The following is a 15,606-nucleotide window of genomic DNA, read 5'->3' as shown; positions in this document are numbered from 1 at the left end:
GGCATCAGCGCATCGCTGTAATGCGCAATTGTCAAAAAACCAAGCAATCTCTGCGCCTAAAATTGCGTTTCAGCGGTTCTGTTGACCCTGAATCCCCGTTTATTTTGGAGAACTGCATGACCGCTTTCATTGAGGCTTCCTCACCCCACACCATGAACACCTATGGCCGACTGCCGATTGCGCTGTCGCATGGCCAAGGTGTGCGTGTGTGGGACGTGAACGGCAAGTCCTATCTGGACGGTCTGGGCGGCATCGCGGTCAACACCCTGGGCCATAACCACCCCAAACTGGTGCCAGCGCTGCAAGACCAGATCGCCAAGATCATCCACAGCTGCAATTACTACCACATCCCCAACCAGGAAGCGCTGGCCGCCAAGTTGGTCGAACTGTCGGGCTTGACGAATGTGTTCTTCTGCTGCACTGGCCTGGAAGCCAACGAAGCTGCCCTGAAGCTGGCCCGCAAGTTCGGCCATGACAAAGGCATCGAGCGACCCGAAATCGTGGTCTACGAAAAAGCCTTCCACGGCCGCAGCATTGCCACGCTCAGCGCCACCGGCAACGAGAAGATCCAGAAGGGCTTTGGCCCCATGGTCGAGGGCTTCATCCGCGTGCCGCTGAACGATATCGAGGCCTTGAAGAAGGCGACCGAGGGCAACCCCAATGTGACGGCGGTGTTCTTTGAGACCATCCAGGGCGAGGGCGGTGTGAACCCGATGCGCGTCGAATACCTGCAGCAGGTGCGCAAGCTCTGCGACGAGCGCGACTGGCTGCTGATGATCGACGAGGTGCAGTGCGGCATGGGCCGTACCGGCAAGTGGTTTGCCCACCAATGGGCGGGCATCAAGCCCGATGTGATGCCGCTGGCCAAAGGCCTGGGCTCGGGCGTGCCGGTGGGCGCGGTGGTGGCTGGCCCCAAGGCCGCCCACATCTTCCAACCCGGCAACCACGGCACCACCTTCGGCGGCAACCCGCTGGCCATGCGCGCCGGTGTGGAAACCATACGCATCATGGAAGAAGAGGGCTTGCTGGAAAACGCGGCTACGGTGGGTGACCACCTGCAAGCCGCGCTGCGCCGTGAGCTGGCGGGTGTGGAAGGCTTTGTGGAAGTGCGCGGTCAGGGCCTGATGATTGGCGTGCAACTGGCCCGCCCCTGCGGCGTGTTGGCCCAGCGCGCGGTGGATGCCGGCCTGCTGATCAGCGTCACCGCCGACAGCGTGATCCGCTTGGTGCCGCCGCTGATCATGACGGCCGCCGAGGCCGATGAGCTGGTCGGCATTCTGTGCCCCCTGGTCAAGCAATTTTTGGCAGAACCTGTATGAAGCACTACCTGCAATTCAGCGACTTCAGCGCCGAGGAATACGCCTACCTGTTTGAGCGTGCGGCGCTGATCAAGAAGAAGTTCAAGTCCTACGAAAAACACCATTCCCTGGTGGACCGTACGCTGGCCATGATCTTTGAAAAGGCCTCGACGCGCACCCGCGTGAGCTTCGAGGCCGGCATGTACCAGTTGGGCGGCAGCGTGGTGCACCTGACCACCGGTGACAGCCAGCTGGGCCGCGCCGAGCCGATCGAAGACAGCGCCAAGGTCATCAGCCGCATGGTCGACCTGGTGATGATCCGCACCTTCGAGCAGACCAAGATCGAGCGCTTTGCCGAGCATTCGCGTGTGCCGGTCATCAACGGCCTGACCAACGAGTTCCACCCCTGCCAGATCCTGGCCGACATCTTCACCTACATCGAACAGCGCGGCAGCATCGCCGGCAAGACGGTGGCCTGGGTGGGTGACGGCAACAACATGGCCAACACCTGGCTGCAGGCCAGTGAGATTCTGGGTTTTACCGTGCACGTCAGCACGCCCAGCGGCTACGAGGTGGACCAGTCGGTGGCCGGCCTGCGTTCCAGCGACAGCTACAAGGTCTTCAAAGACCCGATGCAGGCCTGCGCCGGCGCAGACCTGGTCACCACCGATGTGTGGACCAGCATGGGCTACGAGGCCGAGAACGAAGCGCGTAAAAAAGCCTTTGCCGACTGGTGTGTGGATACGGAAATGATGCGCACAGCCAAGCCCGACGCGCTGTTCATGCACTGCTTGCCCGCCCACCGCGGCGAAGAGGTCGAAGCCGATGTGATCGACGGCCCGCAGTCTGTGGTCTGGGACGAGGCCGAGAACCGCATGCATGTGCAAAAGGCGCTCATGGAATACCTGCTGCTCGGTCGCCAGGCTTGATGCTATTGTTTGTATAGCTGCTTGCGCATGGTTTATCTGCGCTGGAGGCCTTTTTTATGCATGAAAATCCCTGTCAAAGCTGCGGCGTGTGCTGCGCCAGCTTTCGCGTGGATTTCTCGGTGTACGAGAGCCAGAGCGAAGGCGGCTCGGTACCCGAAGGCCTGTCGGTCGAAGTCACAGCCAGCACCTGCCGCATGCGCGGCACCGACTACAGCCCACCGCGTTGCGCGGCCCTCATGGGCACGCTGGGCGAAAAAGTCGCCTGCGGCATCTACGAATGGCGGCCTTCGCCGTGCCGGGAATTCGAGGCTGGCAGCTCCGCCTGCCAGCAGGCGCGCATGCGCCACGGCCTGCCGGCGATTTGAATTTCCGGGCTGTTGGAAATAACCGACACCACGCGGTTTTTAGCGGTGATAACTTCGCCGCACTATGCAAAACCTCTGGGATATTTCACCCCCCATCGCCCCTGGCAGCCCGGTGTTTCCGGGTGATACGCCGTACCAACAGCAGTGGACGGCGACCATCTCACCCGCCTGTCCGGTCAACGTCAGCGCGCTGACCTTGTCGCCCCATGTCGGCGCCCACGCCGATGCGCCGCTGCACTACGACCCGCAGGGCCAGGCGATTGGCGCGGTCGATCTCACCCCGTATCTCGGCCCTTGCCGCGTCATCCACTGCATAGGCCGTGGCCCGCTGGTGCTGTGGGAGCACCTGGCGCATGCGCTTCAGGATCTGCCGCCGCGCGTGCTGGTGCGCACCTATCAGCACATGCCGATAGACCACTGGGATGGCGCGCTGGTGGCCTACGCCCCGGACACTGTCGAGCGCCTGGCCGCGATGGGCGTGACGCTGATCGGCATTGACACCGCCAGCATCGACCCGGCCGACAGTAAGTCCCTGGACAGCCACCAGACCATCCGCCGCCTGAACCTGCGCGTGTTGGAAAACCTGGTGCTCGACGACGTGCCCGAGGGCGACTACGAACTGATTGCCCTGCCGCTGAAGCTGATGACCGCCGATGCATCCCCCGTGCGCGCTGTTTTGCGCTCACTTTGAATCTGAGAAGGAAACCCTGTGACGACTTTGCATGACTGCCTGCGCCTGGATGCGCTCGACCCCTTGGCGCCGATGCGCGCCCATTTCAGCCTGCCGCCGGGCGTGATTTACCTGGACGGCAATTCGCTGGGCGTGCTGCCCGCGGCCACCCCCGCCCGCGTGGCCGAGGTGGTGACCAAGGAATGGGGTACGGACCTGATTCAATCCTGGAACAGCGCCGGCTGGTTCGACATGCCGCAGCGCCTGGGCAACCAGATCGCACGCCTGATCGGCGCCGGGCCCGGCGAGGTGGTGGCTACCGACAGCACCTCGATCAATCTGTTCAAGGTGTTGACCGCCGCGCTGCACATGGCGGCGGCCGATGCACCCACGCGCAAGCGGGTGGTCAGCGAGCGCAGCAACTTCCCTACCGACCTGTATATCGCCGAATCGTTGTGCCGCCAACACGGCTTCACGCTGCAACTGGTGGAGCCGGATGAAATTGCGGCAGCGCTAACACCCGAGGTGGCGGTGCTGATGCTGACCCATGTCAACTACCGCACCGGTGCCATGCACGACATGCCGGCAGTGACCGCGGCCGCCCACGCCGCCGGTGCGCTGATGGTCTGGGACCTGGCGCACAGCGCGGGTGCGGTGCCGGTAGACCTGACGGGCGCCAAGGCCGACTTCGCAGTGGGTTGCGGCTACAAATACCTGAACGGCGGCCCCGGTGCGCCGGCTTTTGTGTGGGTGAATCCCGCGCATGCCGAGCGCTTCTGGCAACCCCTGGCGGGCTGGTGGGGCCACGCCACGCCGTTCGAGTTCACCCCTGACTACCGGCCGGCGCCCGGCGTGACGCGCTACCTGTGCGGCACCCAGCCGATGATCAGCCTGGCGGCGCTGGAATGCGGGCTGGATGTGTTCGATGCGGCCGGCCGCATCGTGCCAAACCAGAGCGCCATGCAGACCTTGCGCCAGAAGTCGCTGGCCCTGACCGATTTGTTCATTGAACTGGTCGAGCAGCGCTGCGCCGGCCACGGGCTCGGCCTGGCAACCCCGCGCGAACACGCCCAACGCGGCTCGCAGGTCTGCCTGAGCAAGTCCGAAGGCGCCTATGCCATCGTCCAGGCGCTGATCGCCCGTGGCGTGATTGGCGACTACCGCGCAGGCAATGGCGCCCAGCACCCGGACATCCTGCGCTTTGGCTTCACGCCGCTGTACCTGGGCTATGAAGACGTGTGGAATGCGGTGGACCAGCTGCAGCAGGTGCTGGAAAGCGAAGAATGGCGCCGGCCCGAGTTCAACCAGAAGCATGCGGTGACCTGAGATGAGCTGCCCCATGAACTCCGGCGAAAACATCGTGCAGGAAGAAGAGGCCCAGCTGGACTTCAGCCAGTCCATGAGCTACGGCGACTACCTGCAGCTGGACGCGGTGCTGGGGGCGCAAAAGCCCTTGTCGCCGGCACACGACGAGATGCTGTTCATCGTCCAGCACCAGACCAGCGAACTCTGGATGAAGCTGATGCTGCATGAGCTGCAGGCGGCGATGCGCTGCGTGGCGGCGGACGATCTGCACAGCGCCTTCAAGATGCTGGCCCGTGTGTCCAAGATCATGGCCCAGCTGGTCCATGCCTGGGACGTGCTGGCCACCATGACGCCGCCCGAGTACAGCGCCATGCGGCCTTATCTGGCCAGCTCCAGCGGCTTCCAGAGCGCGCAGTACCGCTGTATCGAGTTTGCGCTGGGCAACAAGAACGCCTCCATGCTCAAGCCGCACGCGCACCGCCCCGATCTGCTGGCCCAGGTGCAGGCGGCGTTTGAAGCGCCATCTTTGTACGACGAATCGCTGCGTTTGCTGGCACGCCGCGGTTTGGCGCTGCCGGCCAGCCATCTGCAGCGCGACTGGACCCAGCCCTATGTAGCCGACGCGGCGGTAGAGGCGGCCTGGCTGGTCGTCTACCGCGACCCCAAGCAGCACTGGGACCTGTACCAGCTGGGCGAGAAGCTGACCGACCTAGAAGATACCTTTCGCCTCTGGCGCTTCCGCCATGTCACCACGGTGGAGCGGGTGATAGGCTTCAAGCGCGGTACCGGCGGCACCGGCGGCGTGAGCTATCTGCGCAAGATGCTGGACGTGGTGCTGTTCCCCGAAATCTGGACCCTGCGCACTAATCTTTAAGTCTTTTAGGGCTTTAGCGCTTATTTCATCAGCGCAAGCAGCTACTTATTTTGTAGCAATCTGCGGAGTCAGTCCCCCTCCGTACAGCCAGGGCAGGTCCATCAGGCGTTCGCCACCGAGCTGCATCGCGCGGTTTCGGGCCCAGCGCAGCAGGCCTTGAGCATGGAAGATCTTGCCGTTGCGCAGCGACCGCGCCTGGACCCGGGCATTGCGCTGCCAGCGCTGCTGGGCGTAGTGGGCCAGCGCTGCGGGAATGTCTGTGCTGTGCTCCAGCACCTGGCCGAGGGTGGCGGCGTCCTCGATGGCCATGCCCGCGCCTTGGGCGAGGTAGGGGCGCATGGGGTGGGCCGCATCGCCGAGCAGAGCGACCCGGCCTTGGGCATGCTGGTGCGGCCCCTGCATGGGCGGGCGGTCGTACAGCACCCACAGGCGCCATGCGTTGACGGCATGCAGCATGTCCTGCAAAGGCGTGCATACCTGGGCTAGGTGGACCCGCAGATCGGCGGCGTTGGCGCTGTGGTCCCAATGGTCCAGGTGGGTGGGCTGGCCGGGCAGTTGGCCCTGCACAAACGCGACCAGGTTCAGCCAGTCGCCGCCGCGCACCGGATACTGAATGGCGTGCAGCCGGGGGCCGAGCCAGGCAGTGACTTGCTGCGAGCGCAGGGCGGCGGGTAGATCGGCCTGGCGCACCAAGGCCCGGTAGGCCAGGTGGCCGGTGGGGCGGGGCGGGCTATCACCGAGCAGCCATTGGCGCACGGGGCTCCACAGGCCATCGGCTCCGACCAGGGCATCGCCTTCGTACTGCTCCATGCTGGCGCTGCGCACGGTAACGGTATTGCGGGCCTGGCCGAACTGCTGCAAGTCCTGGTTCAGCAGCAGCGTGGTGCCGCTGTGCCGCGCTACAGCGTTGTGCAGCAGGGCATGCAGGTCGGCGCGGTGGATGGCGGCGTAGGGGGCTCCATAGCGTTGCTGGATGCTTACACCCAGGGTGAGCACCCCCAGTTCGCGCGCCGACAGCGCATCGCGCACCTGCAGGCGCTGTGGGAAGGCGGCGACGGCATCCACGGCGTGCTGCAATCCCCAGCGGTACAGCAGCCGGGTGACGTTGGGACCGATCTGAATGCCCGCGCCGATCTCGCTGAAAATGGACGCCCGCTCCATCAATTGGACTTCCCAGCCCGCCTTGGCGCCTGCCAGTGCCGCCGCCATGCCGCCGATTCCTGCACCAGCGATGAGTAATCTTTTTCCCATGCGGTCGATTGTGCCGCGCCGCCGCGCCGGATAAAGCGGCGATGCTAGCGTGAAGTTTGCCAAGAACCAGGGGAAATGCCGGGCTTTAGCCGGTTAATCTGTACCAAAAAAAGCCCATAATGCGGTGGCAAAAGCTATGCGGGAGGGGCGGTGCATGCCGCTTTGAGGCGCGCGCAAGCAAGCCGTATAGTTCTTAGATATACCAAGACGCATTTAAAGATAATCGATGCCTTTTTTTCAAAAGTCTGCACGCCAAACACTGTTTGTAGCGGCCCATGTGGGTGATTTATGCCATAAGTCTGCGGCATGGGGGCTGTTCCAGGACGCCCGTCGCCCTGTAGCGGGAGTTCCGGCTTGATCAAGATATTCAACCATTACCTGCATCGGCGGACGCTGCAGCAGATATTTTTTGATTTGGGGCTGGTCATCATTGCCGTGATGGCCGTGGTCATATGGAAGGGCGAAGACCTGACGGCCGTGGTGTCTTTGCTGGGGCATGCGAGTCTGTTGTCGCTAGGGATGCTGGTGATCAATTCCACATTGGGCTTTTACCAGCGTATCCATAACCGTTCCTTGAACCAATCGCGTGCGCGTGCAGCCCTGTCGCTGCTGCTGGCAGTGCCATTGACTTATGTTGTGTTCTCGTTGTTCCCCCAGTCGGCCAACGGGGAAACCTTGGCCATGGCGGCCATGGTGGGTTTCGCGATCGTGCTGTTGCACCGGGTGTATGTGGTGCACTCCATGCCCCAGTCCATGATGCGCCATCGGGTACTGGTTTTCGGTACCGGTCCGCGTGCCGCACTGGTGGGCAAGACCTTGAAGAACGAAGACCCCCATGTGGATGTGGTGGGCTACTACGCCAGCCCCAATGAAGCCGAATCCGAGGTGTCAGCCTGGGGGATTCTGTCAAAGCACAAGTCTTTGACTGATACCGCTCTGGAGCTGGAGGTCGATGAGATCGTGGTGGCTTTGGTGGAGCGCCGGGGCGGCAGCATGCCTTTGCGTGAGCTGCTGGACTGCAAACTGCATGGCGTGCGGGTGGTGGACGTAGCCACCCATTTCGAGAAGACCAAAGGCCAGATCCGGCTGGATTCCGTGAATGCGGGCTGGTTGATCTTTGGCGACGGCTTTAGCCAGGGTGGTTTGCGTACCGCCGTGAAGCGTCTGTTCGATATCGCAAGTGCGGCGGTATTGATTGTGCTGACCTTTCCCATCATGCTCGTGACCATGCTACTGGTTGTGCTGGAGAGTCCGGGTCCTATTTTTTACCGCCAGGAACGCGTGGGTTTTAATGGCCGCTTGTTCAATGTCATCAAGTTCCGCAGTATGCGCACCGATGCAGAGAAGGATGGAACTCCGCGCTGGGCCGCTGCACAAGACGACCGAATTACGAAGGTCGGTAAGTTCATCCGCAAGGTCCGTATCGACGAGCTGCCCCAGCTGTTTTGCGTATTGAACGGCGATATGAGCATGGTCGGACCGCGGCCAGAGCGCCCTTATTTTGTCGACCAGCTGACACGCCAGATCCCGTATTACGCGGTGCGCCAAAGCGTCAAGCCGGGCGTGACTGGCTGGGCCCAGGTGCGCTACCACTATGGCTCTACGCTGGAAGACTCGGCCGAGAAGCTGCAGTACGACCTGTACTACGTCAAGAACCATTCGCTGTTTCTGGACATCGTCATCCTGTTTGAAACCGTGGGAGTGGTGCTGATGGCCAAGGGTTCGCGCTGACGCGCACTTAGTGGCAGTCGACCGCGCTTTCACGTTGCACTGCGTGCCCGCCCATGGATAGCCAAACTGTGACTTTGACTGCCCTGGGCTACGCCTTGGTGGGGCTGGCGTACACCGCATTCGTGCTGCGCCTGTGGCTGACCGGCTACTTGCGGGCACCACGTAATCCTTCCGCTGTCTATCTATTTGGCGCAGTCGCGTTCACTGCTCTATGGGGATGGTTGGAACTGGTGGTTCGGGACGGACGGTCCTTGAATTGGCTGTTGTTGGGTATTTGGGCCGACGTCTTGCGTTACGGATGCTGGTACGGTTTTATGCTGACGCTATGCCGCTCCAGCCGCAATGGGAAGTTGCCTCAGGCCATGGTGTGGTTACCTTGGCTCGCGGTGGGCATCATCATTTTTGGCATATTGGCGCCATTCATTGGTGCGTTCAACGTCGTCGTTGCAGGTGATGCTGAGCGATTGCTGCTGATCAGTGCCATGGCACTTCCCGTGCTGGCGATGGTGTTGCTAGAGCAGATCTACCGCAACGTTACAGAAGATTCTCGTTGGAACGTCAAGCCTCTCAGTCTGGGGTTGGCGGGCACCTTCTTGTTTGACCTGTACCTGTATTCCCAGGCCGTTCTGTTTAAGCGCCTCGATGCTGACGTACTGAGTATCCGCGGTGCAGTGCATGCCTTGATGGTGTTGCTGCTGCTACTGTCGACCACACGACGCAACGATTGGATTGCCAGCATCCGGGTGTCACAAAAGGCGGCATTCCATTCGGCGACCTTGCTGGTAGCGGGGGCGTATCTGCTGTTTATTTCGGCGGTAGGCTACTACGTGCGCTACTTTGGTGGCGAGTGGGGGCGTGCGCTGCAAGTGGGCGTTGTGTTCTCTGCCCTGATCGTGTTGATGGTGCTGGCGGTGTCGGGGTCGTTTCGGGCCAAGTTGCGGGTACTGGTGGGAAAACACTTTTTTCGCTACCGCTACGACTACCGCGAAGAGTGGCTCAAATTTACCCAGACCTTGTCCAGCAACCATTCGCCTCAGGACATGGGCCAGCAGGTGGTCCGGGCGCTTGCCGATATGCTGGAAAGCCCAGGCGGTGGTTTATGGATGAAGAGCACCGGGGAACCGGTATTTCGCCAAACCGCCCATTGGAACCTGGTGACCACGCTGGACAAAGAGGATGCCGATTCCCCGCTATGCCAGTTTTTGGCCGTCAGCGGCTGGGTGATCAATCTGGAGGAGTTTCGCTCCTATTCCAAGCGCTACGGCGACCTGACTTTGCCCCTGTGGCTGCACAGTATTGCGCAGGCATGGCTAGTGGTGCCGCTGACATCCGGGGGTGAGCTGATTGGTTTTGTGGTGCTGGCGCGTGCTCGCACCACGATAGATGTGAACTGGGAGGTCAACGATTTGCTCAAAACGGCAGGGCGGCAAGCCGCCAGCTATTTGGCTCAGATGCGGGCCACGGAGGCATTGCTGGAGGTGCGCAAGTTTGATGCGTTCAACCGCATGTCGGCATTCGTGGTCCACGACCTTAAAAATATCGTGACCCAGTTGTCGTTGATGCTGAAGAACGCTAAGCGCTTGCATGCCAACCCGGAGTTCCAGCAAGACATGCTGATGACGGTAGAGAATTCATTAGACAGGATGCGCCAGCTAATGCTCCAATTGCGCGAGGGGGCTACGCCGCCGGGTACCGCCGTAGGCGTCGATTTGGGAGCCATCATTCAGCGTATTTCGGCTGTGGCAGCCAAGCGGGGGCGCCTGCTGGAGGTGACCTTGGTCGACAAGGTGATCACGCGTGGACACGAAGAACGCCTGGAACGCATCATTGGGCATGTCGTGCAGAATGCTTTTGATGCCACGGACCCGTCTGGGCGCGTATGGCTCACGCTGGATCGGTCCAGCGGGCAGGCGCGTATCGAGATAGGTGACACCGGTCATGGCATGTCGGAAGAGTTTATGCAAGAGCGACTGTTCAAGCCGTTCCAGACGACCAAACAGGCCGGCATGGGTATAGGGGCTTATGAAAGTTTTCAGTACGTGCAGGAATTGGGGGGGAAGATTTTGGTAAAAAGTGCGCTTAACAAAGGAACTTTGGTCACATTGTTATTGCCTTTGTTTGAAGTCCAGCAAGAGTCGGATTTGAATGTATTGGGGGCTTCATGAGTTCTGATAGCGCACGTGCACTGCTGATCGTGGAAGACGATCTAGCGTTGCAGAAGCAGATTAAATGGTCGGTGGACAAGTTTGAGTCGGTGACTGCCAACGATCGCGATAGTGCCATGGTGCAGTTGCGTAGGCACAGTCCTGCTGTCGTGACGATGGATCTGGGCCTGCCGCCCGACCAAGATGGTGTGACCGAGGGCTTCAAGTTGTTGGAGCAAATCCTGACCGTCGAGCCAGATACCAAAGTCATAGTTTTGACCGGTCAAAACGACCAGGCAAATGCTTTGCGTGCGGTGGCTTTAGGGGCCTATGACTTTTTTGCTAAGCCCTTCGAGCCTGAGCTGCTGAATCTGACGATAGAGCGCGCGTTCCGGATGTTCGAGCTGCAGAAAGAGAATCGGCGTCTGCAGTCCATGTACCAGCCGGATGCGCTGGCCGGCCTGGTAACCCGAGACCCTGAAATGCTGCGGGTCTGCCGCACGATTGAAAAAGTGGCCAACACCACTGCTACGGTAATGCTGCTGGGCGAGAGCGGTACAGGTAAAGAGGTGCTGGCGCGCGGTTTACACCAAACCTCATCGCGTAAAAATGAGAAGTTTGTTGCCATTAACTGCGCGGCTATTCCCGAGAATCTGCTCGAAAGCGAGTTGTTTGGCTACGAAAAAGGCGCTTTTACAGGGGCTGCCAAAACCACTCTTGGGAAAATTGAACTTGCCAACGGCGGCACCTTGATGCTCGATGAAATCGGCGACTTGCCATTTTCGCTGCAGGCCAAATTGCTGCGCTTCATTCAGGAACGAACCATCGAGCGTGTGGGCGGGCGTCAAGAAATTCCGGTGGATGTACGAATCGTGTGTGCAACCCACCAAGACTTGAAAGCCTTGAGCAAGGAAAGTCGGTTTCGAGAAGATCTCTACTACCGACTTGCCGAGATCGTTATCAATATCCCGCCCTTGCGTTCACGCAAAGGAGACGCTGCACTTCTGGCTTATTCGTTTGTGCGACGCTTTGCGCGTGAGCAAAACAGAGGTTCTTTGAATTTGAGTGAAGAAAGTGTTCGCGCGATTGAAAGGCACCCGTGGCCAGGAAATATTCGTGAGCTGGAGAATTGCATTAAGAGGGCAGTAATTATGGCCGATAGCAATCAGATTTTGCCAGAAGACGTGGGCTTGGAATCATCCGATTTGGAGATTGGTGATAGCTCTTTGGATTTAAGAGCGGTTCGTGATAATGCGGAGAAAAATGCAATTATTTCCGCGTTAGGGCGTGTCAATGGAAATATTGTCAAGGCCGCAGAATTGCTCGGCGTAAGTCGCCCTACTTTATATGATTTGATGTACCGCTTAGGTTTGAAGTAATTAATTTACGACTGATTTGCATTGGGATAAAAATGATATTAAAAAATACTTATGCACGAGGCGCTGTTTCTGTGCTGACTATGGCTCTTTTACTCGCTGCCTGCGGGGAAGAGAAGCCAGAGGTGCTGATTGCATCCGCGAAAGAGAGTTTGGCTAAAAATGATCAAAAGACTGCCATTATTCAGATAAAAAATGCATTACAGGCCAACCCCAACATAGGGGAGGCGCGATTTCTACTGGGTCGTGCACTTTTGCATGAAGGTAACCTGGCTGGTGCGGAAATTGAATTCGATAAAGCACGCAGTTTAAAATATTCGGATGACTTGGTTGTTCCTGAGCTTGCTAAAGTTTTGCTATTGCAAGGGAATTACAAAAAGGTTACCGATGAGCTATCTGGAATTGAACTAAGCTCACCAAGTGCTAAAGCGAATCTAAATATATCTTTGAGCAATGCTTATGCTGTTCAAGGACTTGTAGATAAATCGCAAAAATATCTGAATGATGCTATTTCTGCGGAGCCTGAAAATATAGAGGCTCAAATTATTGTTGTTCGAAGGTTGGCCGGCAAGGGAGATTACGCGGGAGCTTTGACGGAAATCGATAAGTTGATTGCAAAGGCCCCTAAAAATCCAGATCTTTTTAAAACAAAGGGCGATATTATCCTGCGTTCTAAAAATGATTTGGATGGAGCAATTGAGTTATATAAAAAATCGATAGAAATTAAGCCAGATTATTTGCTGGGGCACATGGGTTTGATAACCTTGCTGCTGCAACAAAATAAGCTTGATGTGGGAGGGCAGCAGCTTGATATTTTAAAGAAGATTGCACCAAATAATCCTCAGGTTAAATTTTTTGAAGTTCAACTTGCATACCAGAAGAAAGATTTTAAATTAGCCAGAGAGCTGTCGCAGCAACTTGTAAAGATAGCACCAGATGCTCCGAAGGTTTTGCAGTTGGCAGGAGCAACTGAATTTCAACTAAATTCTTTTGTACAGGCCGAAGTTTATTTAAACAAGGCATTGGTCGCAGCGCCTGAATATGTGATGGCGCGCCGACTGCTGACGTTGACCTACTTGCGCTCAGGTCAACCTGCAAAAGCATTGGCAACCTTAACTCCGGCATTAACGGCAGAGCCGATTGATACCGCACTGTATTCAATTGCAGGCGAAGTTTATTTGCAAAATGGTGATTTTAAGAAAGCCAGTGAATTCTTTTCAAAAGCGGCGAAGTTAGACCCGAAAGATGGGCGCAAACGCACGTCTTTGGCTTTGGCTCATATGATGGCAGGCGAGACGGAGACTGCATTCAATGAACTGCAAGATATTGCCGCGTCGGATAGTGGAACTACTGCAGATCTGGCGTTGATCAGCGCACATATACGTCGACGTGAGTTCGACAAGGCCATGAAGGCCATCGATGTAATGGATAAGAAGAAGCCAAAAAATCCGTTCATCGCCAATTTGCGCGGGAATATTCAGAATGCGCAAAAAGATGCGGTCGCAGCAAGAAAGAGCTTTGAGTCTGCCTTGGTGATGAATCCGGATTATTTCCCTGCCATCGCGAGTCTTGCCGCGCTGGATGTGTCAGAGAAAAAACCAGATGATGCTCGAAAGAGATTTGAAAATGTTCTGGCTAAAGATCCAAAAAATGGCCAAGCGTTTATTGGTTTGGCTGGACTTAAGTCGATGGCCGGCGGGAGTAAGGAGGAGGTAGCAGAGTTGATCGGTAAAGCGGTGGCAGCTAGCCCTGCAGAAGTGGGGCCCCGTATTTTATTGATTGACTTGCTCCTACGAAATAAGGAGTACAAGCAAGCATTCACTACTGCACAGAATGCAGTTACTGCAATGCCAGAAAGCCCTGAGTTGTTGGATGCATTGGGAAGAACGCAGCAGGCAATGGGAGATAGCAATCAGGCACTTTCAACCTATACCAAGCTTGCAGGTCTTCAGCCTTCGTCACCGCAGCCATTTTTACGCATGGCTAATATTAATGTGGTTGCCAAAAATACAGATTCTGCAATACAGAATCTCACCAAGGCTTTGGAGCTGAAACCTGACTTGCTAGAGGCTCAGCGTGGCCTGGTTGCTCTGAATATTACCGCTGAGCGCTACTCAAATGCCATCACTGTCGCTCGTGGGATACAGAAGCAACGTCCTAAAGATGCTATTGGTTACATATTGGAGGGTGAAGTCAATGTAGTTCAGAAGAAATGGGACAACGCTTTAACTGCGTTTAGAACAGCCCTGAAACAGGGCACATCGTCGGAACCAGCTATAAAAATCCACAATGTTTTTGTTGCATCTGGAAACAAGACGGAGGCGGATAAGTTTGCAGTATCTTGGTTGAAAGACAATCCCAAGGATGTCGATTTCATGATGTACATCGCAGACGCTGCATTATTGAAAAAGGACTATGCGGCAGCTGAGAAATTGTATGCATCGGTTGTTCAAATTCAGCCGACCAGTGCAGTTGCCTATAACAACCTAGCTTGGGTACATGGTCAGCTGAAAAAAGATACGGCAATTTCCTATGCGGAAAAAGCCAATGCGTTGGCGCCTAACCAAGCACCGTTCATGGATACTTTGGCCATGCTCCTGTCCGAAAAAGGGGATTATGCAAAAGCACTGGAGTGGCAAAATAAGGCGATTGCACTGCAGCCTACCAATATGACATTCAAGTTGAATATTGCAAAAATATACTTGAAGTCAGGTGACAAGACCAAAGCCAAGCCATTGCTGGATGATCTTGCCAAGCTTGGCGATAAATTTTCTGAACATGCCGAAGTAGATGCCGTGCTCAAGGGAATGTGATATTTGAAGGAGCTGGTGCTCCAGAAAGGCGGTAAAAATGATATTGCCTAGCTTGAAAGATATTGCCTGGAATATTTTCCTACCAGTTTTTGCTTTGCTCATTGGCAGCCATGTGAATCTGGCAAATGCGGATTTGGCAGATGCCATTACCAAAGTAAAGCCTTCCATTTCGGTGGTGGGTTATTACAAAAGTACGAACAGCCCGCGTTTCACGATGCGTGGGACCGGGTTCGTTGTCGCTGACCAAAACTTGGGCGCCAATTTTGTTGTCACCAATGCCCATGTTCTGTACGGCGCTGCGGAAGACAGTTCTGGCTCAGAGTTGGTGGTCCAGGTGCGCGATGCGAAGGGCAGCTTGCAACCGCGGCAGGCCCAGGTGCTGGAAGTAGATCGCTTACACGACCTGGCTCTGCTGCGGTTCAGCGGTGACCCCGTGGTCGGTATCCGCTTGAAAGATTCGGACGCGGTGCGCGAAGGCCAGTCGCTGGCGCTGATGGGTTTTCCGATAGGCGGCGCGCTCGGGTTTTCTCCGGTGACGCACCGGGCTGTGGTGTCGTCCATCACCCCGATTGTGTTGCCAGCCCCTACGGGCCAGCAGCTCACGGAGAAGTCCATTCGCAGCCTCCGAGACGGCAGTTTCGACATCTTCCAGCTGGACGGAACCGCCTATCCCGGCAACAGCGGAGGCCCCTTGTTCGATGTAGATACTGGTGAGGTGGTGGGCATCATCAACATGGTGTTTATCAAAGGCACCAAGGAATCGGCCATCAGCCAGCCCACCGGCATTACCTACGCGATCCCAGCCAACTTTGTGAAGCAGCTTTTGCAGCGACACAAAGCCAACTGAAGC

General features: G+C 57.3%; 12 protein-coding genes. 11 read left to right on the top strand and 1 reads right to left on the bottom strand.

Features of this window, described 5'->3' with window-relative positions:
• The first annotated feature begins 116 nt into the window (after positions 1 to 116).
• The 6 genes from BLT66_RS06190 (at position 117) to kynA (ending at position 5,441) form a co-directional block, all read left to right on the top strand.
• Positions 117 to 1,319, top strand: coding sequence for an aspartate aminotransferase family protein (locus tag BLT66_RS06190; RefSeq protein ID WP_092756710.1), 1,203 nt, complete (start codon positions 117 to 119; stop codon positions 1,317 to 1,319).
• Positions 1,316 to 2,227, top strand: coding sequence for an ornithine carbamoyltransferase (gene argF / locus BLT66_RS06185; RefSeq protein ID WP_092756708.1), 912 nt, complete (start codon positions 1,316 to 1,318; stop codon positions 2,225 to 2,227). The genes BLT66_RS06190 and argF overlap by 4 nt, the downstream gene beginning before the upstream one ends.
• Positions 2,228 to 2,283: 56 nt before the next feature.
• Positions 2,284 to 2,592, top strand: coding sequence for a YkgJ family cysteine cluster protein (locus BLT66_RS06180; protein ID WP_092756706.1), 309 nt, complete (start codon positions 2,284 to 2,286; stop codon positions 2,590 to 2,592).
• 64 nt (positions 2,593 to 2,656) lie between these two features.
• Positions 2,657 to 3,283, top strand: a complete 627-nt coding sequence (gene kynB, locus BLT66_RS06175; RefSeq protein WP_092756704.1) for an arylformamidase — start codon at positions 2,657 to 2,659, stop codon at positions 3,281 to 3,283.
• Positions 3,284 to 3,301: 18 nt separating this feature from the next.
• On the top strand, positions 3,302 to 4,588 hold the full coding sequence (gene kynU, locus BLT66_RS06170) for a kynureninase (RefSeq protein WP_092756702.1): 1,287 nt from the start codon (positions 3,302 to 3,304) through the stop codon (positions 4,586 to 4,588).
• A 13-nt stretch (positions 4,589 to 4,601) separates the two neighbouring features.
• Positions 4,602 to 5,441 carry a tryptophan 2,3-dioxygenase gene (gene kynA, locus BLT66_RS06165; protein ID WP_176954978.1) on the top strand — a complete coding sequence of 280 codons (840 nt, stop codon included), beginning with the start codon at positions 4,602 to 4,604 and terminating at the stop codon, positions 5,439 to 5,441.
• Between the two features lie 45 nt (positions 5,442 to 5,486).
• On the opposite strand, the gene BLT66_RS06160 is transcribed toward kynA, so the two are convergent.
• On the bottom strand, positions 5,487 to 6,692 hold the full coding sequence (locus BLT66_RS06160) for an FAD-dependent monooxygenase (RefSeq protein WP_092756698.1): 1,206 nt from the start codon (positions 6,690 to 6,692) through the stop codon (positions 5,487 to 5,489).
• A gap of 354 nt (positions 6,693 to 7,046) precedes the next feature.
• On the opposite strand from BLT66_RS06160, the gene BLT66_RS06155 reads away from it, so the two are divergent.
• The 5 genes from BLT66_RS06155 (at position 7,047) to BLT66_RS06135 (ending at position 15,603) form a co-directional block, all read left to right on the top strand.
• Positions 7,047 to 8,423, top strand: coding sequence for a TIGR03013 family XrtA/PEP-CTERM system glycosyltransferase (locus tag BLT66_RS06155; protein ID WP_092756696.1), 1,377 nt, complete (start codon positions 7,047 to 7,049; stop codon positions 8,421 to 8,423).
• 68 nt (positions 8,424 to 8,491) lie between these two features.
• Positions 8,492 to 10,588 carry an XrtA/PEP-CTERM system histidine kinase PrsK gene (gene prsK, locus BLT66_RS06150; RefSeq protein WP_255406789.1) on the top strand — a complete coding sequence of 699 codons (2,097 nt, stop codon included), beginning with the start codon at positions 8,492 to 8,494 and terminating at the stop codon, positions 10,586 to 10,588.
• Positions 10,585 to 11,946 (top strand): PEP-CTERM-box response regulator transcription factor, encoded by a 1,362-nt coding sequence (prsR, locus tag BLT66_RS06145; protein WP_092756692.1) that lies wholly within the window; start codon positions 10,585 to 10,587, stop codon positions 11,944 to 11,946. Before prsK ends, prsR begins: the two co-directional genes overlap by 4 nt.
• An 80-nt stretch (positions 11,947 to 12,026) precedes the next feature.
• Positions 12,027 to 14,756 (top strand): XrtA/PEP-CTERM system TPR-repeat protein PrsT, encoded by a 2,730-nt coding sequence (gene prsT, locus BLT66_RS06140; protein WP_255406788.1) that lies wholly within the window; start codon positions 12,027 to 12,029, stop codon positions 14,754 to 14,756.
• A gap of 52 nt (positions 14,757 to 14,808) precedes the next feature.
• Positions 14,809 to 15,603: a S1C family serine protease gene (locus BLT66_RS06135; protein ID WP_255406787.1), complete on the top strand. Its 795-nt coding sequence runs from the start codon at positions 14,809 to 14,811 to the stop codon at positions 15,601 to 15,603.
• Positions 15,604 to 15,606: the final 3 nt, after the last annotated feature.

Source organism: Rhodoferax sp. OV413 (assembly GCF_900104385.1).
In the GTDB taxonomy this organism is placed as follows: Bacteria; Pseudomonadota; Gammaproteobacteria; order Burkholderiales; family Burkholderiaceae_C; genus Rhodoferax_B.
Note: the sequence above shows the minus strand (reverse complement) of the source record. Positions and strands in the feature narration are given on the sequence as shown.

Excerpts from the sequence above, each read along its gene's own strand:
- BLT66_RS06190 (WP_092756710.1), top strand. The coding sequence starts at position 117 with ATGACCGCTTTCATTGAGGCTTCCTCACCCCACACCATGAACACCTAT.
- argF (WP_092756708.1), top strand. The coding sequence starts at position 1,316 with ATGAAGCACTACCTGCAATTCAGCGACTTCAGCGCCGAGGAATACGCC.
- BLT66_RS06180 (WP_092756706.1), top strand. The coding sequence starts at position 2,284 with ATGCATGAAAATCCCTGTCAAAGCTGCGGCGTGTGCTGCGCCAGCTTT.
- kynB (WP_092756704.1), top strand. The coding sequence starts at position 2,657 with ATGCAAAACCTCTGGGATATTTCACCCCCCATCGCCCCTGGCAGCCCG.
- kynA (WP_176954978.1), top strand. The coding sequence starts at position 4,602 with ATGAACTCCGGCGAAAACATCGTGCAGGAAGAAGAGGCCCAGCTGGAC.
- BLT66_RS06160 (WP_092756698.1), bottom strand. The coding sequence starts at position 6,692 with ATGGGAAAAAGATTACTCATCGCTGGTGCAGGAATCGGCGGCATGGCG.
- prsR (WP_092756692.1), top strand. The coding sequence starts at position 10,585 with ATGAGTTCTGATAGCGCACGTGCACTGCTGATCGTGGAAGACGATCTA.
- prsT (WP_255406788.1), top strand. The coding sequence starts at position 12,027 with ATGGCTCTTTTACTCGCTGCCTGCGGGGAAGAGAAGCCAGAGGTGCTG.